At 69.6% G+C, this 22,485-nt stretch carries 14 protein-coding genes, 1 tRNA gene and 1 pseudogene; 6 read left to right on the forward strand and 10 right to left on the reverse strand.

The genetic code is table 11. The features are described 5' to 3' along the window. Positions 1-280: 280 nt before the first annotated feature. Entirely contained in the window at positions 281-2,998 is a 2,718-nt protein-coding gene (gene polA, locus ABH935_RS37555) for a DNA polymerase I (protein WP_370382734.1), read from the reverse strand. Between the two features lie 136 nt (positions 2,999-3,134). On the opposite strand from polA, the gene ABH935_RS37560 reads away from it, so the two are divergent. The 3 genes from ABH935_RS37560 (at position 3,135) to ABH935_RS37570 (ending at position 5,465) form a co-directional block, all read left to right on the forward strand. Continuing rightward, entirely contained in the window at positions 3,135-3,566 is a 432-nt protein-coding gene (locus ABH935_RS37560) for a hotdog fold thioesterase (protein WP_370382735.1), read from the forward strand. 51 nt (positions 3,567-3,617) lie between these two features. Continuing rightward, positions 3,618-4,724 carry a hypothetical protein gene (locus tag ABH935_RS37565; protein WP_370382736.1) on the forward strand — a complete coding sequence of 369 codons (1,107 nt, stop codon included), beginning with the start codon at positions 3,618-3,620 and terminating at the stop codon, positions 4,722-4,724. Between the two features lie 111 nt (positions 4,725-4,835). Continuing rightward, positions 4,836-5,465, forward strand: coding sequence for a hypothetical protein (locus ABH935_RS37570; RefSeq protein WP_370382737.1), 630 nt, complete (start codon positions 4,836-4,838; stop codon positions 5,463-5,465). A 210-nt stretch (positions 5,466-5,675) separates the two neighbouring features. Here the strand turns inward: ABH935_RS37570 and ABH935_RS37575 are convergent, their stop codons facing one another. The 6 genes and pseudogenes from ABH935_RS37575 to ABH935_RS37600 all read right to left on the reverse strand — a co-directional run bounded on the left by ABH935_RS37575 (position 5,676) and on the right by ABH935_RS37600 (position 12,627). Next, on the reverse strand, positions 5,676-6,446 hold the full coding sequence (locus ABH935_RS37575) for an ABC transporter ATP-binding protein (protein ID WP_370382738.1): 771 nt from the start codon (positions 6,444-6,446) through the stop codon (positions 5,676-5,678). A 380-nt stretch (positions 6,447-6,826) separates the two neighbouring features. Beyond that, positions 6,827-7,744, reverse strand: a pseudogene (locus tag ABH935_RS37580) (ABC transporter ATP-binding protein); the annotation flags it as partial. Beyond that, the gene (locus ABH935_RS37585; protein WP_370382739.1) at positions 7,741-9,174 is read right to left on the reverse strand and encodes a branched-chain amino acid ABC transporter permease; all 1,434 of its coding nucleotides are present in this window, start codon (positions 9,172-9,174) and stop codon (positions 7,741-7,743) included. The gene ABH935_RS37585 and the pseudogene ABH935_RS37580, both read right to left, overlap by 4 nt. After that, entirely contained in the window at positions 9,171-10,121 is a 951-nt protein-coding gene (locus tag ABH935_RS37590; protein ID WP_370382740.1) for a branched-chain amino acid ABC transporter permease, read from the reverse strand. Before ABH935_RS37590 ends, ABH935_RS37585 begins: the two co-directional genes overlap by 4 nt. Positions 10,122-10,332: 211 nt before the next feature. Beyond that, entirely contained in the window at positions 10,333-11,544 is a 1,212-nt protein-coding gene (locus tag ABH935_RS37595) for a branched-chain amino acid ABC transporter substrate-binding protein (protein WP_370382741.1), read from the reverse strand. Positions 11,545-11,991: 447 nt separating this feature from the next. Beyond that, complete coding sequence (locus ABH935_RS37600) at positions 11,992-12,627, reverse strand: ANTAR domain-containing response regulator (RefSeq protein ID WP_370382742.1); 636 nt, start codon at positions 12,625-12,627, stop codon at positions 11,992-11,994. A gap of 138 nt (positions 12,628-12,765) precedes the next feature. On the opposite strand from ABH935_RS37600, the gene ABH935_RS37605 reads away from it, so the two are divergent. Both ABH935_RS37605 and ABH935_RS37610 read left to right on the forward strand, forming a co-directional pair. Next, a tRNA-Leu gene (locus ABH935_RS37605) sits at positions 12,766-12,840 on the forward strand. A gap of 33 nt (positions 12,841-12,873) precedes the next feature. Then, positions 12,874-13,713: a helix-turn-helix domain-containing protein gene (locus ABH935_RS37610; protein WP_370382743.1), complete on the forward strand. Its 840-nt coding sequence runs from the start codon at positions 12,874-12,876 to the stop codon at positions 13,711-13,713. Between the two features lie 134 nt (positions 13,714-13,847). On the opposite strand, the gene pyk is transcribed toward ABH935_RS37610, so the two are convergent. Then, the gene (gene pyk, locus ABH935_RS37615) at positions 13,848-15,329 is read right to left on the reverse strand and encodes a pyruvate kinase (protein WP_370382744.1); all 1,482 of its coding nucleotides are present in this window, start codon (positions 15,327-15,329) and stop codon (positions 13,848-13,850) included. 138 nt (positions 15,330-15,467) lie between these two features. Here pyk and ABH935_RS37620 point away from each other — a divergent pair, with 138 nt between their 5' ends. Continuing rightward, the gene (locus tag ABH935_RS37620; protein WP_370382745.1) at positions 15,468-16,070 is read left to right on the forward strand and encodes a DUF4190 domain-containing protein; all 603 of its coding nucleotides are present in this window, start codon (positions 15,468-15,470) and stop codon (positions 16,068-16,070) included. A 103-nt stretch (positions 16,071-16,173) separates the two neighbouring features. Here the strand turns inward: ABH935_RS37620 and ABH935_RS37625 are convergent, their stop codons facing one another. Together ABH935_RS37625 and gltB are read right to left on the reverse strand one after the other, a co-directional pair. Next, complete coding sequence (locus tag ABH935_RS37625; protein WP_370382746.1) at positions 16,174-17,634, reverse strand: glutamate synthase subunit beta; 1,461 nt, start codon at positions 17,632-17,634, stop codon at positions 16,174-16,176. Next, positions 17,627-22,327, reverse strand: coding sequence for a glutamate synthase large subunit (gltB, locus tag ABH935_RS37630; protein ID WP_370382747.1), 4,701 nt, complete (start codon positions 22,325-22,327; stop codon positions 17,627-17,629). Before gltB ends, ABH935_RS37625 begins: the two co-directional genes overlap by 8 nt. Between the last annotated feature and the right edge of the window lie 158 nt (positions 22,328-22,485).

Raw genomic sequence — 22,485 nt, forward strand, 5'->3', positions numbered from 1 at the left:
GCGGCAATTACGCGCGAGCCAGCGCTGCCACCGCAGCTCAGCAGCGATCAAACGCGAGCCATCGCAGCCACCGCAACCGTCACAACTCAGCGGCAATTGCGCGCGGGCCAGCGCAGCTCGGCGGCGATCGCATGCGAGCCACCGCAGCCGCCGCACCTCAGCAGCAAACGCGCGAGCCACCGCAGCCGCCGAAACTCACGCGAGCCAGCCCACCCCGAAGGGCGACCCGGCCCGCTCCAGCCGGCCTACCCCTGCCGCCTACCCCTCAACGCCCAGCGCGCTAGTGCGCCGCATCCGCCCAGTTCGCCGCGACCCCGACCGACACGTCCAGCGGCACCCGCAGCTCCGCCGCGGCGGCCATCTCGCGCCGCACCAGCGCCTCGACCTGCTCCCGCTCGCCGGCGGCGATCTCCAGCACCAGTTCGTCGTGGACCTGGAGCAGCATCCGGGACTGGAGCTGCTCCTTCACCAGCGCGTCGCGGACGCGGATCATCGCGACCTTGATGATGTCCGCGGCCGAGCCCTGGATGGGGGCGTTCAGGGCCATGCGCTCGGCCATCTCGCGGCGCTGGCGGTTGTCGCTGGCCAGGTCCGGGAGGTAGCGGCGGCGGCCGAACATGGTCTCGGTGTAGCCGGTGGCGCGGGCTTGGACCACGATCTCGTGCAGGTAGTCGCGGACGCCGCCGAAGCGCTGGAAGTAGTCCTCCATCATCTTCGCGGCCTCGCCGGTCTCGATGCCCAGCTGCTGGGAGAGGCCGAACGCCGACAGGCCGTAGGCCAGGCCGTAGCTCATGGCCTTGATGCGGCGGCGGTGTTCGGGGTCGACGGCGGTGGCGTCGACTTCGAACACCTTCGAGGCGACCGTGTTGTGCAGGTCCTCGCCGGAGGTGAAGGCGTCGATCAGGCCCTGGTCCTCGGACAGGTGCGCCATGATGCGCATCTCGATCTGGCTGTAGTCCGCGGTCATCAGGGACTCGTAGCCGGGCCCGGCGATGAAGGCCTTGCGGATCTGCTGCCCCTCCAGGGTGCGGATGGGGATGTTCTGCAGGTTCGGGTCCACCGACGACAGGCGGCCGGTGGCGGCGATCATCTGGTTGTAGGTGGTGTGGATGCGGGTGTCCGCCGACACCGACTTCGACAGCCCCTCGACCACGGTCTTCAGCCGGTTCACCTCGCGCCAGCGCAGCAGGTGGTCCAGGAAGGGGTGCTGGGTCTGGGCCTGGAGCCAGGCCAGGGCGTCGGCGTCGGTGGTGTAGCCGGTCTTGATCTTCTTGGTCTTGGGCATGCCCAGGGTCTCGAAGATGACTTCCTGCAGCTGCTTGGGCGAGCCCAGGTTCAGGGTCTCGACGCCGGCCTCGGCGCGGGCCGCGTCGACCTCCTTGGACGCCTCGCTGGAGAAGCCCTTCTCCAACTCCTGGAACAGCCGGTCGTCGATGGCGATGCCGACCTGCTCCATCGCCGCCAGCACGCCGACCAGCGGCAGCTCGATGTCGGTCAGCAGCTGCTCGGCGCCGGTGTCGCCGAGCTTCTCGCGCAGCGCGTCGGCCAGGTCCAGGACCGCGTGCGCGGCCGCCATCTGGCGCTCGGCCTCGGCGTCCTCGTCGGCGAACAGCGTGCCCTGGTTCGTGTCGGCGTCGGCCGGCGACAGGCGGCGGCCCAGCACCTCCTCGGCCAGCGGCTCCAGCTCGAAGGAGCGGCGGCCGGACTGGGCCAGGTAGGCCTCCAGCGCGGTGTCGGCGACCACGCCGTTCAGGGTGAGGCCGCGGGCGGCCAGGGCCAGGATCGGACCCTTGGCGTCGTGCAGCACCTTCGGGCGCGCCGGGTCGGCCAGCCAGGCAGCCAGCGCGGTCTCGTCGGACGGGTCCAGCTGCGTGACGTCGATGTACGCGGCGGTGCCGTCGGCGCCGGCGAAAGCCAGGCCGCTGACATCCCCGGTCCCGCGGCCCCAGGTGCCGTTCACCGCGACGCCGGTCGCGGCCTCGCCGGTGGCGTTCGCGGCCAGCCAGTCGGCCAGCTGCCCGACCTCCAGCACCTGTCCCTGAAGCTGCACCGCCTCGCCGACGGCGGCCTCGTCGGCCCCGGAGGCCAGCAGCGGCGCCACGCGGTCGCGCATCGACCGGGAGAACTCCAGCGTGTCGAACAGCTGGTACACCGACTCCGGGTCGCCCTCGGAGGTCCAGGCCAGATCCGCGGGGCCGGCCTGCAGCGGCACGTCCTTGATCAGCTCGGTCAGCTCGCGGTTGAGCCGCACCTGCTCCAGGTGCGCCCGCAGCGTCTCCCCCGCCTTGCCCTTCACCTCGTCGGCGCGCGCCACCAGCTCGGCCAGCGAGCCGAACTCGCGGATCCACTTCGCGGCGGTCTTCTCGCCGACGCCGGGGATGTTCGGCAGGTTGTCCGAGGGGTCGCCGCGCAGCGCGGCGAAGTCGGGGTACTGCTGCGGGGTGAGCTCGTACTTCTCCTCCACCGCCGCCGGGGTGAAGCGGGACAGGTCCGAGACGCCGCGCTTGGGGTACAGGACGGTCACGTCGTCGTTCACCAGCTGGAGCGAGTCGCGGTCGCCGGTGAGGATGCGGACCTCGAAGCCGTCGGAGGCGGCCTGGGTGGTCAGGGTGGCGATGACGTCGTCCGCCTCGAAGCCCTCCTTGCGGATCACCGTGATGCCCAGGCCCGCGAGCAGCTCGTCGATCAGGCCGACCTGGCTCTTGAAGTCGTCCGGCGAGGCCGAGCGGTTGGCCTTGTACTCGGGAAACTTCTCGGTGCGGAAGGTCTGGCGCGAGACGTCGAAGGCCACCGCGACGTGCGTCGGCCGCTCGTCGCGCAGCGTGTTGATCAGCATCGACGTGAACCCCTGCACCGCGCCGGTGGGCTGGCCCGTGGTGGTGCGCAGGTCGGCCTCCTTCAGCGCGTAATACGCCCGGTACGCCAGGGAATGGCCGTCCAGCAGGAGCAGGACGGGGCGGCTTGCGGTGGACTCGGAGGTCTTCTTGGCGGGGCTCACGGTATGGATCCTATTGCGCGGTACCGACAGGCCGGGGCAACTCGGCGGTGGTTAGGCTGACTGCAACACGTTGCAGTTAATGTGGTGTAGTTTTCCGCGGCCGTTCCGCGCCCCGCCCCCCGAAAGAGGCTCCGCGATGTCGATAGACCAGAACAACCAGGTGTCCGAGGCCGAACAGATCGCCGCGATGTTCAACGAGATCGGCGCCGGCCACCTGACCGAGCGCATGGACATCGTGATCGCCTCCGCGACCAAGGAGGAGATCGTCGCGACCATGCCGGTCGCCGGCAACACCCAGGTCTACGGCCTGCTGCACGGCGGCGCGTCGGTGGTGCTGGCCGAGACTCTGGGCTCGCTGATGGCCGCGCTGCACGCAGGTGCGGACAAGCAGGTGGTCGGGGTGGACATCAACGCCACGCACCACCGCTCGGCCAAGGAGGGCCGGGTCACCGGCACCTGCCGGGTGCTGCACGCCGGTCGTACGCTGGTGGTCAGCGAGATCGTGGTCACCGACGAGGCCGGGCGCCGGGTCTGCACCAGCAGGATCACGTGCCTGGTCAAGGAATGACGCGTCCTTGATCCCCTGGCGCACCGTCCGCCACGGATCGACAATGCCCCCATGGGATCAGGGTGGGGTGACTTCGGCGGCGAGGCGTCCGAGGCCGACCAGGCCGGGGATCCGGACCCCGACGAGCTTGAGATCGTCGTCGAGCTCGTCGACGACGATCCGCTGCCGGGCGAGGGGCCGAACTCGGCCCGCAGCGAGCGCGAGACCATCGACGGCAGTGCCTACGCGGGTTTGCGCTTCGGCCGGCTCCCCCGCCCGGTCCGCATCCTCGGCGTGCTCGCCGCAGCCGGCGCGCTGACCGTCGCGGCGTGGCCGACGTCGGGCCGGCGCGAGGCGGCGCCGCAGCCGATCCCGACGCCCTCGCAGGTGAACGTCGATCTCTACAAGGTCCGGCTCGGCTCCACCACGCTGGAGGCCTCCGACGGCGCCGACCACGCGGTACTGGGCCTGGAGCTGACCAACAACGCCACGGCGCCGCTGGAGGTGGTCAGCGCCGAGATCTGGGACGCGGTGGGGACGCGGATCGGATCGGCCTCGGTGTGGCCGGCCGAGGGCATGAACGCCGGGAGCACGGTGTCTGTGCCGGTAACGCTTCCGTACGCGTGCGACGACTTGACGTATCTTCCGGTGCTGCCGCTGACGATCCGGTACAGCGTCAGCACGCCGCAGAATCCGGACGCCGGGCACGACTACGCCTATCCGCTGACCGGCGGGCTGTGGGACACGTACATGCGGCAGCGGGCCGCGCAGTGTGCCGGGCCCGGCAGCCAGATCGCCGCGACGGCGATCGACACCACGCAGCCGATCGGCGCGCCGAGTGATCCGCAGGGGTTCGACCTGGCGTTCACGATCGAGGCGGCCGGGACGACGGAGTGGATCGTGGACAAGGTCGCCTCGACCGCGTCCGACGTGGTCATCACCGGCGACGGGCTGCCGGCGGTGGTGGACCCCGGGCAGACCACGCACGTCAGTACGCACTGGCATCTCGACGACTGCGCGCGGATGCCGCAATGGGACGAGAGCATCATCGGTGTGGAGTTCACGGCGCATCTGAAGAACGCGGCTCCGGGACACGGTACGTCGACGCAGCAGGTGTTCATCGCGCAGCTGCGGCCGGGGCTGGTGACCGAGATGCTTCAGGTGGCTTGCGGGGGTTGAGGCTGCGCCTGCTGTGTCTGCCGAGGGTCGGGCTGCGCCTCCCGAGGGGGAGGTTCGCAGTGCTATGCAAAAGGGCTATACAACGGCCGAGCCTCGGCGTATCCAGGTAGCGTGACGTTTCGCCCCGCCCGCCGCGACAGCGTTGTCGCCCTCGCCGGTGTGCTGGCCGGCGCCGCCGTGGCCACCGCGATCGCCGTCGCGGCCTGGCCCGCCGCGGCCGATGCCTGCTCGGCCGAGACCGCCCAGGGATCCTCGAAGACCGCGTCCGCGACCGGACCGACGCTCGCGCCGGATCCGGTGAACGAGACGCTGCGGCCGAAGGAGGTCGTGCTGCCGTCGGAGGGGCCGTACACCAGCGGCAAGATCGTGCTGGTGCCGCTGCGGCTGACCTGCGGCATGTCGACGATCATCGGCACGCACGGCGAGGAGCAGGCGAACGGCCAGTACTGCATGATCCGGGTCGCACTGACCGACGACGACACCTTCACGCACACCTTCGACGTCCGCAAGACGGCGCTGACCACCACCGCCGGGGCGTCGATCCCGGTCTCGTACCAGGCGCAGGAGGTGGAGCGGCAGCCGCTGCAGCTCCCGGAGGTCGGCAGGAGCGACCGGTACGAGTTCGACATCTACTACGACGTGCCGCGCGACGCGACGGTGAACGGGTTCACGTTCAACGACGGCGAGGGCGGGGCTACGGCGCGGGCGCCGCTGCCGGTGCGGAGTTGGCCGTTTTCATGAGGGTGTGGCGCGCCGGCAAGCGAGTGGTACAACCACGACGGTGTTGTCGCGCGCTGCTACCACTGCGAGGTCGGGGAGCGTTCATGGCCGGCCGAGGCGAAGCTGGAGGTAGACAGAAGCCGTGATCCCCTTGCCGGTGAAGGCGTTGGGGATCACGGCCGCTGATCTCAGTGCTCGAACTGCTCCCTGACCAACTGCTCCCTGCTCGGACTACTCCGCGGTCTCGCCGAGGTAGGCCTCGCGGACGCGCGGGTCGTTCAGCAGTTCGGCGGCGGGGGCGCTCATTCTGACCTCGCCGGTTTCCAGGACGTAGCCTCGGTTGGCGAGCTTCAGGGCCTGGGCCGCGTTCTGTTCGACCAGCAGGATGGTGGTGCCCAGGGCGTTGATGCGCTCGATGATCTCGAAGATCTGGGCCACGATCAGTGGCGCCAGGCCCATCGAGGGTTCGTCGAGGAGCAGCAGGGTGGGCTGGCCCATCATGGCGCGGCCGATGGCGAGCATCTGCTGCTCGCCGCCGGACAGGTTGCCGCCGAGCTGGGTGCGACGTTCGTGCAGCCGCGGGAAGAGCTCGAAGACCTGGTCCAGGTCCTTCTGGGACACCGCCTTGAAGCGGTAGGCGCCCATCTGGAGGTTCTCCAGGACGGTCATCCGCGGGAAGATGCGGCGGCCTTCCGGGGAGTGGCCGATGCCCAGTTGGACGATCTTGTGCGCCGGGATGCCCGACAGGGGCTCGCCGGCGTACAGGACCTGGCCGGAGCGCGGCTGGAGGAGCCCTGAGACGGTGCGCAGGGTCGTGGTCTTGCCGGCTCCGTTGGCGCCGAGCAAGGCCACGATCTCGCCCTGGTGGACCTCCAGGTCGATGCCCTTCAGGGCCACGATGCCGCCGTAGGCCACCTCGACCGAGCGGAGCTCCAGGAGCGCGGCGTCGGTGCGGTGGTTCTCGGTGCGCGGGGCGGGGATGGTCGTCGCCTGGTCGCTCACGCGGACCCCTCCTCGTTGGTGTCGCGGGCCGGGGATCCGGCGGCCGGGGACTCCTGGGAAGAAGATTCCCGGGCCCGGGATACCTGGGCCTCGGCCTGGGACTCAGCCTCGGACGCAGCCTCCGGCTCGGCGGCCTGCTCGGCGGCTTCGGGGGACGCCGGGGACTCGGCCGCGGCCGCGCTCTCGGACTCCGCTTCAGCCTGGAGCTCGGTCTCGGTCTCAGCCCCGGTTTCAGCCTCGGTCGAGGTCTCAGCCTCAGCAGCTGGCTCCTCGACTGTCTCGGCCGGAGACGCTTCCGCCTCCGCCGCCGGCTCAGCGTCCTCGGCAGCCGCAGCCGCGACCACAGGCGACGGTACGTCGGCGACAGCAGCCTCAGACGGCTGCGCGTCAGCGGCCGCCTCAGCTCCAGCCTCAGCCTCAGCCTCAGCCACCGCCTCCTCGGCCGCCTCGCTGCCGAGGTAAGCCTCGATCACCGCGGGGTTCTGCTGCACCTCGGAAGGCAGCCCGGAGGCGATCACCTTCCCGAAGTTCAGCACCGTGATCCGGTGCGCCACCGACATCACCAGCCGCATGTCGTGCTCGATCAGCAGGATGCTGATGCCCAGCTCGGTGTTGATGCGGGTGATCAGCTGCGCCAGGCCCAGCTTCTCCGAGGGGTTGGTACCGGCCGCCGGCTCGTCCAGCAGCAGCACCTTCGGGTCGCTGGCCAGCGCCCGGGCGATCTCCAGACGCCGCTGGTCGCCGTAGGACAGCGAGCCGGCGATGTCGCTCTCCTTGCCGCGCAGGCCCACGAACTCCAGCATCTCGCGGGAGTGCTGGCGCGCGGCCCGCTCGTTGCGGCGGTTGCGGGGCAGGCCCAGCATCACGCCGATCGGGCCGGAGGCGCTGCGCGTCTCGGCCGCGATCTGCACGTTCTCCAGCACCGTCAGCGCGTTGAACAGCCGGATGTTCTGGAACGTGCGCGAGATGCCCACGCGGTTCACCAGGTGCGGCTTGCGGTTGGTGCGGCGGCGGGTCAGGGGGTTGGTGTGCACCAGCGGCACCTCCGAGCCCACGCCTGCCGGCACGAACTCGATCATGCCCTCCTGCGGCAGGTAGACCCCGGTCAGGCTGTTGAACAGCGAGGTCTTCCCGGCGCCGTTCGGCCCGATCACGGCCAGGATCTCGCCGCGGTGCAGCGTCAGGCCGACGTGGTCCAGGCTGGTCAGACCGCCGAACCGGAGGGTGACGCCCTCGGCGCGCAGGACCGGCTCGCCGGCCGCCGTGCTCTGCCCGGCGGTCTCAGTGCTCGTACTCACGGGGCCACTCCTTCCGCCGGCTCGGTCATCGCGTCCGCGTCGCCGACGCCGTGCTCGGCCTGTGCCAGTTCCTGGGCCCGGCGTTTGGACGGGATCAGGCCCTGGGGCCGGAAGATCATCATGGTCAGCAGCACCGCGCCCACCCACATCGGGATGTCCTTCGGGTCCACGACCGGGTGGCCGCCGTTGAACCACGAGGGTGGCCCCTGCAGGAAGTACGGCAGGAAGGTCATCAGCGAGGCGCCCACGATGACACCGGTCAACGAGCCCATACCGCCGAAGATGACGTACGCCAACACGAAGATGGACAACGGTAGTGGGAAGTTGTCCGGTGTGATCGCGGTGATCTTCGCCGTCGACAACACGCCGGCGAACCCGGAGGTGGAGGCGCCGATCGCGAAGGCCATCAGCTTGTACTTCACCGTCGGCACGCCCGAGGCGGCCGCGGCCACCTCGTCCTCGCGGATCGCCGTCCAGGTCCGGCCGACCTTGGAGTGCTCCAGCCTTCGGAAGGCGAAGACCACGACGATGATCAACCCGATCGCCAGATACCAGTACGGTTTGGAATCGTTGGTGTTCCAGTCGTAGTGGATGCCGAACAGGTTGAACCGGAACGTCGAGATCCCGGTCGCGCCCAGCGCGCCGCCGGTGATGTTCTTCGGGTTGTTCCGGGCGATGTTCAGCACGATCTCGTGGAAGCCCAGCGTCACGATCGCCAGGTAGTCGCCCCGCAGCCGCAGCGTCGGAGCACCCAGGATGAGGCCGGCCGCCATGGTCAGCAGGACCGCGATCGGGAACGCGAAGAACAGGTTCAGGTGGATCGGCGGGTGCGCCTCGGGGTTGCCGTCGGCGCCGATCGGGAGCTTGCCGGACAAGATGGCGGTGGTGTAGGCGCCGATCGCGAAGAACGCGATGTAGCCCAGGTCCAGCAGGCCGGCCCAGCCGACCACCACGTTCAGCCCGACCGCGGCCAGCACGTACACGCCGACCTGGTCGGAGAGCACGGACTGGAAGTACGGCAGGGTGAACAGGCCCACGTTCGGCAGCAGGATCGCCACGACCACGAGCAGCACCAGGCCGCCGCGCTTGACCCACAGGTTCTTCAGCGCCCGGGCGTCCTTGACCTGCCGTACCGGCGCCACCGCCTGCGAGGCGATGCGGCCCAGTCCGCGGATCCGCCACAGCTCGGCGATCAGCCAGACCACGACCGCGCCGACGAGGTACTCGGCGCCGCGTGCGGAGAACCAGCTGTCCTTGACCACCAGCGTGTAGTTGCTGGAAGAGCCCTGCGTCTGGTTCGTCAGGATGCTGAGCACCATGAACAGCGCGATGATGCCGAACAGCCGCGCGAACAGCGGGTTGCGCCACCACGTCTCATGGCTGCGCAGCTGTCGGACTTGCGCCGACAGCTCAGAGATCGAGGCCGTCACGCCGCCCTCCCCGTCCGCTCGCCCAGGATGCCGGTCGGGCGGATCAGCAGGACCCCGACCAGGACCACGAAGGAGACCACGTCAACCCACTCCAGAGAGAAGATGCCCTGGCTGAAGCTCTCCACGATGCCCAGCAGCAGACCGCCGAGCATGGCGCCGCGGACGTTGCCGATGCCGCCGAGCACCGCGGCGGTGAACGCCTTGATGCCCGGGACGAAGCCCATCGTGTACGTCACCGCGTGGAACATCGCGTACAGCACGCCCCCGACGCCGGCCAGCAGACCGCCGATGATGAACGTCCGGGAGATCACCTTGGACACGTCCACGCCCATGAGCTGAGCGGTCTCGGCGTCCTGCGCCACGGCCCGGATGCCGGCGCCCAGCTTGGTGCGGGAGATCAGCAGGTCCAGCAGGATCATCATGATCACGGCGGTCGCGATGATCAGTACGTCCAGAGTCTTGACCGTGCGCGGCCCGGCGGCCCCGCTACCGGGCAGGACGAAAACCTTTCCGGAGTGGAAGGACTCCGGGACCTGCAGGTTGTTGCGGCCGAACAGCTTGCCGGCGAGGTTGTACAGGAAGATCGAGGCGCCGATCGCGGTGATCAGGTACACCAGTTTGGGCGCGTGGCGTTTTCTCAGCGGCCTGTAGGCCACCCGCTCCAGGGAGAACGCGATGGCCGCGCCCACCGCGGCGCCGGCCAGCAGGGCCAGGGCGGTGTACTCGAAGGCCGCGAAGCCGCTGGGGATCTTGCCGCCGGTGCCGACCAGCGCGGTGAGCATGAACACGCCGCCCAGGGCGCCGGACATGAACACCTCGCTGTGCGCGAAGTTGATCAGCTGGAGCACGCCGTAGACCATGGTGTAGCCGATGGCGATCAGGGCGTAGAGGGAGCCGAGCCTGATCCCTTGGAACAGTAGCTCCCAAAAGTGTTGGGTGATGTACATAAAGGGCTTCCTGTGCAGGAGGCGTCAGGGTTGCGGGGGTGGCCCGATGCCACACGAAAGCCGCGGCCCGCTGTGGAACCAAGCGGGCCACGGCTCGCGGGAGGGTCTCGTCTTTGCGACGCTGTCGGGCCTGGCTGACCCGGGCGCCTAGAAACAGGAACCGTGCCGGTGCCCGCCGATCGAGATCGCCGGGCACCGGCCCTGCCTCAGATCAGCTGCCGATACCCGGCATCTTGGAGATGTCGCCGAGCAGTGTGATCACGCCGCTCTGGATCTTGTACGCGTAGATCGCGGTTCCGGAGATGTCACCGGTGGGAGTGAACTTGATCTCCTTGGACAGACCCTGGTAGTCCACCGTGGCCACGCCCGCGGCCACCGCGGCCCGGGTCGGGCTGGCGGTGTTCAGGGTCTTCAGAACACTGATGATGACGTTCGCCGCGTCGTAGCCCTCGATCGAGTACGTACCGGGGGCGGCGTTGGACAGCCCCTTGTAGGCGGTCACGAACGAGGCGTACTTCGGGTCGCTGCCGGCGTCCAGGCAGGGGCAGGTGAACTGCCAGCCCTCGGCCGCGTCCTGCCCGGCGGTGGTGATGAAGTTCGGGTCCTTCGACCCGTCGCCGGAGAGCATGGTGCCGGTGTACCCGGCGGCCTTCAGCGCCTTGGCGAACACGCCGCCGTCGGCGTAGTAGCCCGCGTAGTACATGGCCTTGGCACCCGAGGAGGCGACCTTGGAAGCCAGCTGCGAGTAGTCCTGCGTGCCCTGCGGCGCGCTGTCGGTCTCGACCGTGGCGCTGTCCTTGTGCAGCTCGGCCACGATCGCGGTGGACAGGCCCTGGCCGTACTGGGTCTTGTCGTCGACCACGTAGACGTTGGTGGCCTTGAGCACCTTGACCATGTAGTCGGCGGCCGCCGGACCCTGCACGCTGTCGTTGGCCACGACGCGGTAGAAGGTCTTGTAGCCGGAGGAGGTCAGGGACGGACGGGTCGCCGAGGGGCTGACGGCCACGAGGTTGGCGCCGGAGTACAGCGCGCCGGAGGCCGCGGTCGGACCGGAGAAGGCCGGGCCGACGACGCCGACCACCTTCGGGTCCTGGATCAGCAGCTGCGCGGCGGTCGCGCCCTTGGACTGGTCGCCCTGGTCGTCGGAGTCCTTGACGACCAGGTTGAACGGCAGGTCGCCCTTGTCGTTCGCCTGCTTCACGGCGAGCTTGACGCCCCAGTCGATGTTCAGGCCCAGGGCCTGGTTCTGGCCCGACAGCGGGCCCTGCACGCCGATCTCCAGCGTGGGCTTATTATTCGCGGCCGACGTGGAGCTTCCGCTCCCGGTCGAACTCGACGACGAGCCGCTACCGGACTTCGTCGAGCTTCCCGCACAAGCCGAAAGCGCGAGCACGCCCGCCACGATGACAGCGCCAGCCCGCATTCGGTTGATGGTCCGCACTTCCAGATCCTCCCTGATCGTCGGACGAGCATCGGCGCCTATTGGGCTTTGGTGCTCGTCCGAATTCACGCGGTCACCACATGGGTGATGGGAAGGCTAGTGCCGAACGTCAGCCGTGGGGAGGGGGTCCGAGATCGCGTGATGCTCTCGTTACCAACCGGGAGGAGGCTCCGACCAGAGCCAAAACCCCGCAAGTGGCCCGGTTCCCGGCGCCGGAGAGTTTTGAGGTCCGTTGATCTTCTCGACCTGCCGTGTCGGGGTCATCGCAGGGCCGGTAATCAGTGCCCCTGGCGCTGGGATGTTACGGATGCCGTGGTGCGCGCGGGGCCCCCGGCACGCCTGCGGCGCGGGGGACGACACCGGCCGGCGGCGTGACCACCGTCACAACCACCGGCCGGATCGTAAGATCGTTATACCGTCGAGCCGCGCTCACTCCGCCTTGGCGGCGGTGCTGTGCCCGGCGGTGGGCGAGCCGACCGCCGTCGACCCGCTGATGACCACCTCGGCGACCTCCTTCATGGTCATCCGCCGGTCCATCGAGGTCTTCTGGATCCAGCGGAAGGCCTCCGGCTCGGTCATGCCGTGCGCGGTCTGCAGGATCCCCTTGGCCCGGTCCACCAGCTTGCGCGTCTCCAGCCGGCTGGCCAGGTCCGCGACCTCGCCCTCCAACGCCTTCAGCTGGGTGTGCCGGGACACCGCGATCTCGATCGCGGGCACCAGCTTGTCCTTGGTGAACGGCTTGACCAGGTAGTTCATCACCCCGGCCTCGGCAGCCCGCTCCACCAGATCGCGCTGGGAGAAGGCGGTGAGGATCAGCACCGGCGCGATCCGCGCCTCGATCACCCGCTCGGCGGCGGTGATCCCGTCCAGCACCGGCATCTTCACATCGAAGATGCACAGGTCCGGCCGGAACTCCTCGGCCAGCCGCACCGCGGCCGCCCCGTCGGAGGCCTCGGCGACGACCTCGTAACCCTCCTCCTGAAGCATCTCCTTCAGGTCCAGGCGGATCAGCGCCTCGTCCTCGGCGATGATCACTCGGCGGGCGGGGGTGGACTCGGTGGCCATGGGATCCTCACTGGGCGGCGTGCCGGTGTTCTGTTTCGGTACGAGCCTACCTGCGGGGAAGGCGGTTGCGGGGGCCGGTGCCCAGTCCGGTATGCTGTGAAACGCTCGATGACCCCGAGCACAAGAAACAGATAATGCGCCCCAATAGCCCAACTGGCAGTAGGCAATGGTCTCAAACACCATACAGTGCGGGTTCGAATCCCGCTTGGGGCACGAAAAGGGAAATACCGCCCGTTCGCTTCGAGATTGAGCGAACGGGTTTTGGTTTTCCTGCGCGGCGCGCCCGCGCCGGACAGTCTGGGCATCATGCACAACCCCGACATCAGGGCGCGCAGTATCGCGATGTGTCGTGCCGGAGTCCCCAACGCCGAGATCGCCCGAAGCCTTGACGTGCCCAAAGGCACAGTCGGGTCCTGGAAGTTCGACGACCGGACCAGGAACCCCGACCTGTACCCGAAGACCAGAGCAGAGACGCCCTACTGCCCGCGGTGCGACGGCGCCGAGCTCGACCGGACTGCCTACTCGTACCTGCTCGGCCTCTACCTTGGTGACGGCTGCATTACCAAGGCTCCACAGCACCGGGTCCATACCCTCACCATCGCGTGCGGCGATGCTTGGCCCGGCCTCATCGAAGCGGCGTCCGAAGCACTGCGGGCGGTCGCGCCGCCGTGCGGCGTGACCAGGCTCCAACGCGTCGGCATGACCGAAGTGAAAATGTACTCCAGCCATTGGGTGTGCATGTTCCCGCAGCATGGTCCGGGCATGAAGCACACCCGCAAGATCGAGCTCGCTGATTGGCAGAGTGAGATCGTCGAGTCCCATCCCTGGGAGTTCATCCGCGGCTTGATCCACTCCGACGGGTGTCGCATCACCAACTGGACCGAGAAGGTCATCGCCGGAGAGCGCAAGCGCTACGAGTACACCCGCTACTTCTTCAGCAACGTCTCATCCGATATCCGCGATCTCTACTGCTGGGCGCTCGACGTGGTCGGCGTCGAGTGGCGTTACGCGAACTGGCGCAACATCTCCGTGGCCAAGAAGAACTCCATAGCCCTCATGGACCTTCACGTCGGTCCCAAGTTCTGACCATTGTCGCGGGCCCGACCGGCGAAAACGGCGTCGATCCGGATCCGGATCGACGCCGCAGCGCGCGAGAGTCAGTGCCCGACCAGTCCTCGTGAGACGGTCACGGCGATGAGAACCGCCTTACCGCCTGAGCCTTACCGCAGCTCGCGGTAAGCCGGTGCGGCGCCGCCGATGGCGTCGCCGACCCGGTGCACCCGCACCGCGTTCGTGGAGCCGGGGATGCCGGGGGGCGATCCGGCAATGATGACGACCGTGTCACCGGCCTTGCAGAGTTCCAGCTGCAGGAGCTCGGTGTCGACCTGGCGCACCATCTCGTCGGTGTGCTCGACCTCGGGGCTGCAGAAGGTGCGGATGCCCCAGCTCAGTGCGAGCTGGTTGCGGATCTCGTTGTGCGGGGTGAAGGCGATCAGCGGTGTCGGCGGGCGGTAGCGGGACAGCCGGCGCGCCGTGTCGCCGCTTTCGGTGAAGGCGATCAGGTACTTGGCGTACAGGTTCTCGCCGAGCTCGGCCGCCGCGCGGGCGACCGCGCCGCCCTTGGTGCGCGGCTTGCTCAGGGCCGGCTTCAGGCCGGCGGCCAGGGTCTCCTCCTCGGCCGCGGTGATGATCTTGGCCATGGTCTCCACGGTCTGCACCGCGTAGGCGCCGACCGAGGTCTCGGCGGAGAGCATCACCGCGTCGGTGCCGTCCAGGACCGCGTTGGCCACGTCGGAGACCTCGGCGCGGGTGGGCCGGGAGTTGGTGATCATCGAGTCCAGCATCTGGGTGGCCACGATGACCGGCTTGGCGTTGCGGCGGGACAGCGTGATGCAGCGCTTCTGCACCATCGGGACCTGCTCCAGCGGGAGCTCCACCCCCAGGTCGCCGCGGGCCACCATGATCGCGTCGAAGGCGTCGACGATGGCGTCCAGGTTGGCCACCGCCTGCGGCTTCTCGATCTTGGCGATCACCGGCACCCGGTGGCCGACCTCGTCCATGATCTCGTGGACGCGCTCGATGTCGACGGCGTCCCGGACGAAGGACAGCGCGATCATGTCGGCGCGCACACCCGGGTTGCCGTGCCCGGGCGCCGGCTTGCCCAGCGCCCAGCGCAGGTCCAGCTCGTCCTTCTCGGACAGCGCCGGGACCGACACGGACACGCCCGGCAGGTTGATGCCCTTGCTGTTGGAGATCGGGCCGCCCTCGATGACCCGGGTCACCACGTCGGTGTCGCTGACGCTCTCCACCTCAAGGCAGAGCTTGCCGTCGTCGACGAGGATCCGGTCCCCGGGCTTGCAGTCGCCGGGCAGCCCCTTGTAGGTGGTGCCGCAAATGGAGGCGTCCCCGGCGACGTCGCGCGTGGTGATGGTGAACTGCGCGCCGTTGGCCAGGACCTCCTTGCCGTTGGCGAAGGTGCCGAGCCGGATCTTGGGGCCCTGCAGGTCGACAAGGATGCCGATGGCCTGACCGCTGGTGGTCGCGACCTGCCGGACGTTGCGATATCGCTCTTCGTGGTCCTCATAGGAACCATGCGAGAGATTCAGACGGGCCACATTCATGCCGGCCGCCACCAGAGCGGTGAGCTGCTCCAGGGTTCCGGCAGACGGGCCCAGGGTACAAACGATTTTCGCGCGGCGCATGCCTACTACCTTATGTCCTACTCGTTAGTAGCTTTTTCGGGTCTGACAAGTTCCCACGGATCCGAACACAACTTTCGACCCCCGTTCACCGTGTGTCTGTATGGAATGAACCAGGTGTAACGGAGACAATTGGCCTCCATGACGACACCTCCTCCCCCGGAGCCCTCCGAGCCCGCGGAGACGGGGCCGGTACCGGGGCCGGACCGGTCGCCGGAAGAGCCGGCTCAGCCTCCTTCCTCGCCGATCGAGCCTCCCGTTTCGGCGGTGCACCTCGGCCGCGAGGGCCGCGAAGGACTCGAAGGCCACGAACCGGAGCGGGCGACGGAGCCCGGGACGGGACCTGGGCCGAGGCCGGAGCCGGAGCCAGGACCTGAGCCGCGCCCGGAGCCGCAGTACCCGGCTCCGGACCAGCAGTTCCCGCAGTACCCGGCCCCGCCGCCGCTCCCGCCGGAGGCCTATCCGACCTACAGCGGCGGCAGCGGCTACGAGTACGGCGGCTACGGCGCTCCCCCGGTCCGGCGCCGCAACGGCATGGGCGTCGCGGCGCTGGTGCTGGGGCTCGTCGGCTTCCTGATCGGCCCGTGCAGCATCCTGGCGATCGTCTTCGGGCGGATCGGGCTGAACCGCGTGGCCCGCGGCGAGGCCACCAACCGCGGCGTGGCGCAGGCCGGGTTCGTGCTCGGCATCGTCACGCTGCTGCTGTGGATCATGGGGATCATCCTGCTGGCGAATCAGCACTGAGTCATCTCGCCAGTTGCCGGGCCGAGGACGCCGGGGCCGACACCGACACCGACACGGCGCGGCCACCCGCAAAGCACTGCGATGCGGGTGGCCGCGCCGTCTCTCACACCGTCACCGGCCTGGCCGTCGGCGGGATCGGCTTGGGCAGCGTGGTCGAGCCGGACAGGTAGGCGTCCACCGAGCTGGCCGCCGAGCGGCCCTCGGCGATCGCCCACACGATCAGCGACTGCCCGCGGCCGGCGTCCCCGGCCACGAACACGCCCGGCACGTTGGTGGCGTACTCGCTGTCGCGCGCGATGTTGCCGCGCTCGTCCAGGGCCAGGCCGAGCTGGTCGATCAGGCCGTTGCCGCGCTCGGGGCCGACGAAGCCCATGGCCAGCAGCACCAGGTCCGCGGGGATCTCGCGCTCGGTGCCGGCCACCGGGACCGGACGCCCGCCCTCGAACCGCACCTCGACCAGGCGCAGGGCCCTGACCCGGCCGTTGTCGTCGCCCACGAACTCGGTGGTGGACACCGCGTAGACGCGCTCGCCGTTCTCCTCGTGCGCCGAGGAGACCCGGAAGATCATCGGATAGGTCGGCCACGGCTGGTTCGCCGGCCGCTCCTCGCCGGGCTGCGGCATGATCTCCAGCTGCGTGACCGACTCGGCGCCCTGGCGCGTGGCCGTGCCCAGGCAGTCCGCGCCGGTGTCGCCGCCGCCGATGACCACCACGTGCTTGCCGAACGCGTCGATCGGCGCGGTCAGGTAGTCGCCCTCGCAGGTCTTGTTCGCGTAGGGCAGGTAGTCCATCGCCTGGTGGATCCCGGCCAGGTCGCGGCCGGGCACGTCCAGCTCGCGCGCCTTGGTCGAGCCGACCGCGAGCACGATCGCGTCGTACCGGGCCAGCAGCGCGTCGCCCGTGAGGTCCACGCCGATGTGCATGCCGGGACGGAACTTGGTGCCTTCCGCGCGCATCTGCTCGATCCGCCGGTTCAGGTGGCGCTTCTCCATCTTGAACTCGGGGATGCCGTAGCGCAGCAGGCCGCCGATGCGGTCGGCGCGCTCGTAGACCGCGACGGTGTGCCCGGCCCGCGTGAGCTGCTGCGCGGCGGCCAGACCCGAAGGACCGGAGCCGATCACCGCGACCGTCCGGCCGGACAGGCGCTCGGGCGGCAGGGGCTTGACGGTCCCGTCCTCCCAGGCCCGGTCGATGATGGAGACCTCGACGTTCTTGATGGTCACCGGCGGCTGGTTGATCCCCAGCACACACGCGGTCTCGCACGGCGCCGGGCACAGCCGCCCGGTGAACTCCGGGAAGTTGTTGGTCGCGTGCAGCCGGTCGGAGGCACCCTCCCAGTCGCCCTTCCACACCAGGTCGTTCCACTCCGGGATGATGTTCCCGAGCGGACAGCCGTTGTGGCAGAAGGGGATGCCGCAGTCCATGCAGCGGCCGGCCTGCTTGCTGACGATCGGCAGCAGGCCCCCGGGCTTGTAGACCTCTTTCCAGTCCTGGACGCGCTCGGTGACCGGGCGGCGCTCCGGGTGCTGCTGCGGGGTGGTGAGGAAACCACGAGGGTCAGCCACGGGTGGCCTCCATGATCTTGTCGAGGGTCTGCTCTTCGTTCAGCCCGGCGGCCTGTGCCGCGGCACGGGCGGTGAGCACCCGCTTGTAGTCGACCGGCATGATCTTGGCGAAGCGCCCTACAGCACTGCCGCTCCAGTCGGCGAGCAGCGCCGCCGCGACGGCCGAGCCGGTCTCCTCCTGGTGGTCCTGGACCAGGGTGTGGAGCAGGGCTCGGTCCTCGGCGTCCAGGGCTTCGACGTTGACCATCTCGGAGTTCACCCGGGAGACCTTCAGGTCCAGGACGTAGGCGGTGCCGCCGCTCATGCCGGCGGCCAGGTTGCGGCCGTGCTCGCCGAGGATGACCACGGTGCCGCCGGTCATGTACTCGCAGGCGTGGTCGCCGACGCCCTCCACGACGGCGGTGGCGCCGGAGTTGCGGACGCAGAAGCGCTCGCCGACGGTACCGCGCAGGTGGATGCGGCCGCTGGTGGCGCCGTAGGCGATGACGTTGCCGGCGATCACGTTGCGCTCGGCGGCGTCGTTGATCGTCGCGGCGTCGCGGTGCGGGCGGACCACGATCCGGCCGCCGGACAGGCCCTTGCCGACGTAGTCGTTGGCGTCGCCCTCCAGGCGCAGGGTGATGCCGGGGGCCAGGAAGGCGCCGAAGGAGTTGCCGGCCGAGCCCACGAAGGTCAGGTCGATGGTGCCCTCGGCCAGGCCCTCGCCGCGGTGCACCTTCACCACCTCGTGCGAGAGCATCGTGCCGACGGTGCGGTTGACGTTGCGGATCTCGAACTGCGCGCGCACCGGCTCGCCGTCGCGGATCGCCGGCTGCGCGACCTCGATCAGCCGGTGGTCCAGGGCCTTGTCCAGGCCGTGGTCCTGCTGGCGGGTCTGGTGCAGCGGGGTGCCCTCGGGCAGCTCGGGGACGTGGAACAGCGGCGCCAGGTCCAGGCCGGAGGCCTTCCAGTGCGCCACGGCCGCGGCGGTGTCGAGCAGTTCGGCGTGGCCGACCGCCTCCTCCAGCGACCGGAAGCCGAGCGCGGCCAGGTGCTCGCGCACCTCCTCGGCCAGGTACTCGAAGAAGGTGACCACGAACTCGGGCCGGCCGCTGAACCGGGCGCGCAGCTCAGGGTTCTGCGTCGCGACGCCCACCGGGCAGGTGTCCAGGTGGCACACGCGCATCATGACGCAGCCGGAGACGACCAGCGGCGCGGTGGCGAAGCCGTACTCCTCGGCGCCGAGCAGCGCCGCGATGACCACGTCGCGGCCGGTCTTGAGCTGGCCGTCGGTCTGCACCACGATGCGGTCACGCAGGCCGTTGAGCAGCAGCGTCTGCTGGGTCTCGGCCAGGCCCAGCTCCCACGGCGCGCCGGCGTGCTTGAGCGAGGTCAGCGGGCTGGCGCCGGTGCCGCCGTCGTGCCCGGAGATCAGGACCACGTCGGCGTGCGCCTTGGACACCCCGGCCGCCACCGTGCCGACGCCGACCTCGGCGACCAGCTTGACGTGCACGCGCGCGTCGCGGTTGGCGTTCTTCAGGTCGTGGATCAGCTGCGCCAGGTCCTCGATCGAGTAGATGTCGTGGTGCGGCGGCGGGGAGATCAGGCCGACGCCCGGCGTGGAGTGCCGGGTCTTGGCCACCCACGGGTACACCTTGTGGCCGGGCAGCTGGCCGCCCTCGCCGGGCTTGGCGCCCTGGGCCATCTTGATCTGGATGTCCTCGGCCGCGGCCAGGTACTCGGCGGTGACGCCGAACCGGCCGGAGGCGACCTGCTTGATCTTGCTGCGGCGCTCCGGGTCGCGCAGCCGCTCGACGTCCTCGCCGCCCTCGCCGGTGTTGGACTTGGCGCCCAGCTGGTTCATGGCGATCGCGAGCGTCTGGTGCGCCTCATAAGAGATGGAGCCGTAAGACATGGCCCCGGTCGAGAAGCGCTTGACGATCTCGGAGACGGGCTCGACCTCTTCGATCGGGATGGAGGGACGCTCCCCGTCCTTGATCTTGAACAGGCCGCGCAGCGTCATCAGCCGCTCGGACTGCTCGTCGACGCGCGAGGTGTACTGCTTGAAGATGTCGTACCGCTTCTCACGCGTGGAGTGCTGGAGCCGGAAGACGGTGTCCGGGTCGAACAGGTGCGGCTCGCCCTCGCGGCGCCACTGGTACTCCCCGCCGATCTCCAGCCGGCGGTGCGCCAGGCGGGAGGTGCCGGACTGCTTGGGGTAGGCGCGGGCGTGCCGGCGCGCGGTCTCCTCGGCCAGCGTCTCCAGGCCCACGCCGCCGAGCTTGCTGGTCGTGCCGACGAAGTACTCGTCGACGACGTCCTGCGCCAGGCCGACGGCCTCGAAGATCTGCGCGCCGCGGTAGGAGGCGACCGTGGAGATGCCCATCTTGGACATCACCTTCAGCACGCCCTTGCCGAGGGCCTTGATCAGGTTCCTGATCGCCTGCTCGGGCTCGATCAGGCCGAGGTGGCCCGAGCCGGCCATCTCCTCGACCGACTCCATCGCCAGGTAGGGGTTCACCACCGCGGCGCCGTAGCCGATCAGCAGCGCGACGTGGTGCACCTCGCGCACGTCGCCGGCCTCGACGACCAGGCCGACGTGGGTGCGGGTCTTCTCGCGGATCAGGTGGTGGTGCACCGCCGAGGTGAGCAGCAGCGAGGGGATCGGGGCGTTCTCGGCGTCGGAGTGCCGGTCGGAGAGCACGATGATGCGCGCGCCGCCGGCGATGGCCTTGGAGACCTCCTCGCGGATCTCCTCCAGCCGGGCCCGCAGCGCCAGGCCGCCGCCGGCGACCCGGTAGAGCCCTGAGACGGTGACCGCGCGCAGGCCCGGTAGGTCGCCGTCGGCGTTGATGTGGATGAGCTTGGCCAGCTCGTCGTTGTCGATGACCGGGAAGGTCACCTCGACCTGGCGGCAGGCCGCGGCCGAGGGCTCCAGCAGGTTGGTCTCCGGGCCGATGGTGGTGGCCAGGCTGGTGACCAGCTCTTCCCGGATGGCGTCCAGCGGCGGGTTGGTGACCTGTGCGAACAGCTGGGAGAAGTAGTCGAAGACCAGGCGCGGCTTCTCGGAGAGCACCGCGACCGGGGAGTCCGAGCCCATGGAACCCAGCGGCTCGCCGCCGGTGCGGGCCATCGGGGCCAGCAGGACCCGCAGTTCCTCCTCGGTGTAGCCGAAGGTCTGCTGGCGGCGGGTGACCGAGGCCCGGGTGTGCACGATGTGCTCGCGCTCGGGGAGCTTGTCGAGCTTGATCCGGCCGGCGTGCAGCCATTCGGCGTACGGCTCGGCGGCGGCCAGCGCGGACTTGATCTCCTCGTCCTCGACGATGCGGCCGGCCGCGGTGTCGACCAGGAACATCTTGCCGGGCTGCAGGCGGCCCTTGCGGACCACGGTCGCCGGGTCGATGTCCAGGACGCCGAACTCGCTGGCCAGGACCACCAGGCCGTCGTCGGTGACCCAGTAGCGGGAGGGGCGCAGGCCGTTGCGGTCCAGGACCGCGCCGATCAGGGTGCCGTCGGAGAAGACCATGTCGGCCGGGCCGTCCCAGGGCTCCATGAAGGAGGAGTGGAACTGGTAGAAGGCGCGCCGGGCGGCGTCCATCTCGCCGTGGTTCTCCCACGCCTCGGGGATCATCATCAGCACGGCGTGCGGCAGGCTGCGGCCGGCCAGGTGCAGCAGCTCCAGGGCCTCGTCGAAGGAGGCGGAGTCGGAGGCGCCGGGCGTACAGATCGGGAACAGCCGGTTCAGGTCGCCGTGGATCAGGTCGGTGGCCAGGTCGGACTCGCGGGCCCGCATCCAGTTGCGGTTCCCGATGACCGTGTTGATCTCGCCGTTGTGCGCGACGAACCGGTAGGGGTGGGCCAGCGGCCAGGCCGGGAAGGTGTTGGTGCTGAAGCGGGAGTGCACCAGGCCGATGGCGCTGGCGAAGCGCTCGTCGAGCAGGTCCGGGAAGAAGGTCTCCAGCTGCGCGGTGGTGAGCATGCCCTTGTAGACCAGGGTGCGCGAGCTGAGCGAGGGGAAGTACACCTCGGCGTCGCGCTCGGCGCGCTTGCGCAGGGCGAAGGCCAGCCGGTCCAGCTCGATGCCGGCCTGCCCGGCGGTGCCGGTGACGAACAGCTGGCGGAACCGGGGCATGACAGAAAGCGCGCCGTTGCCCAGCCCTTCAGGGTTGGTGGGCAGGTCGCGCCAGCCGAGGACGGCCAGGTGCTCCTCGGCCGCGATGGCCTCGACGCGGGCCTCGGCCTCCCGTGCGGCGTCGTCGTCGGTGGGGAGGAAGGCCACTCCGACGGCGTAGTGCCCGGACGGCGGGAGGTCGAAACGTCCGTTCGGGTTTGCGTGTTCGGCCAGCACGGCGCGCAGGAACGCGTCCGGAACCTGCACCAGGATGCCGGCGCCGTCGCCGGTCGAGGGCTCGGCGCCGGAGGCTCCGCGGTGCTCCATGTTGACCAGCGCCTGCAGGGCCTGGTCGACGATGGAGTGGCTGGGCACGCCGGTGAGCGTCGCGACGAACGCGACGCCGCAGGAGTCCTTCTCCGCGCGCGGGTCGTACAGGCCCTGCGCCGGGGGCAGCGCCGAGAACAGCGGGGCGGCGCTGGTGGTGGCCGCGGCGGGCGCGGTCAGTGCGGCAGGTGTGGCGGGCGTGCTGGGCTCGGCCACGGCGTGGCTTTCGAGGCGGGAGGATCCGGGGCGACCGGTCGGTATGGCTGGGAATGCCATGAGGGCTGTCCTTCCGTCGTGTCAGTCTGGCACGGCGGGACGTCTTTGGCCCTTGCGCAATCCGATCAGGTGTAAGCAGAGGTTACAACATGGTGGGGCGGGTGGGGAGTGGACTATCTCACAGTGCGGGACGGACGATCCCGAGATGTGTTCCGGAT

The organism is Catenulispora sp. GAS73, assembly GCF_041262085.1.
Classification (GTDB): Bacteria; Actinomycetota; Actinomycetes; order Streptomycetales; family Catenulisporaceae; genus Catenulispora.

Coding starts and splice junctions, on each gene's coding strand:
- ABH935_RS37560 (WP_370382735.1), top strand. CDS start 3,135: ATGTCGATAGACCAGAACAACCAGGTGTCCGAGGCCGAACAGATCGCC.
- ABH935_RS37565 (WP_370382736.1), top strand. CDS start 3,618: ATGGGATCAGGGTGGGGTGACTTCGGCGGCGAGGCGTCCGAGGCCGAC.
- ABH935_RS37590 (WP_370382740.1), bottom strand. CDS start 10,121: ATGTACATCACCCAACACTTTTGGGAGCTACTGTTCCAAGGGATCAGG.
- ABH935_RS37595 (WP_370382741.1), bottom strand. CDS start 11,544: ATGCGGGCTGGCGCTGTCATCGTGGCGGGCGTGCTCGCGCTTTCGGCT.
- ABH935_RS37600 (WP_370382742.1), bottom strand. CDS start 12,627: ATGGCCACCGAGTCCACCCCCGCCCGCCGAGTGATCATCGCCGAGGAC.
- pyk (WP_370382744.1), bottom strand. CDS start 15,329: ATGCGCCGCGCGAAAATCGTTTGTACCCTGGGCCCGTCTGCCGGAACC.
- ABH935_RS37620 (WP_370382745.1), top strand. CDS start 15,468: ATGACGACACCTCCTCCCCCGGAGCCCTCCGAGCCCGCGGAGACGGGG.
- gltB (WP_370382747.1), bottom strand. CDS start 22,327: ATGGCATTCCCAGCCATACCGACCGGTCGCCCCGGATCCTCCCGCCTC.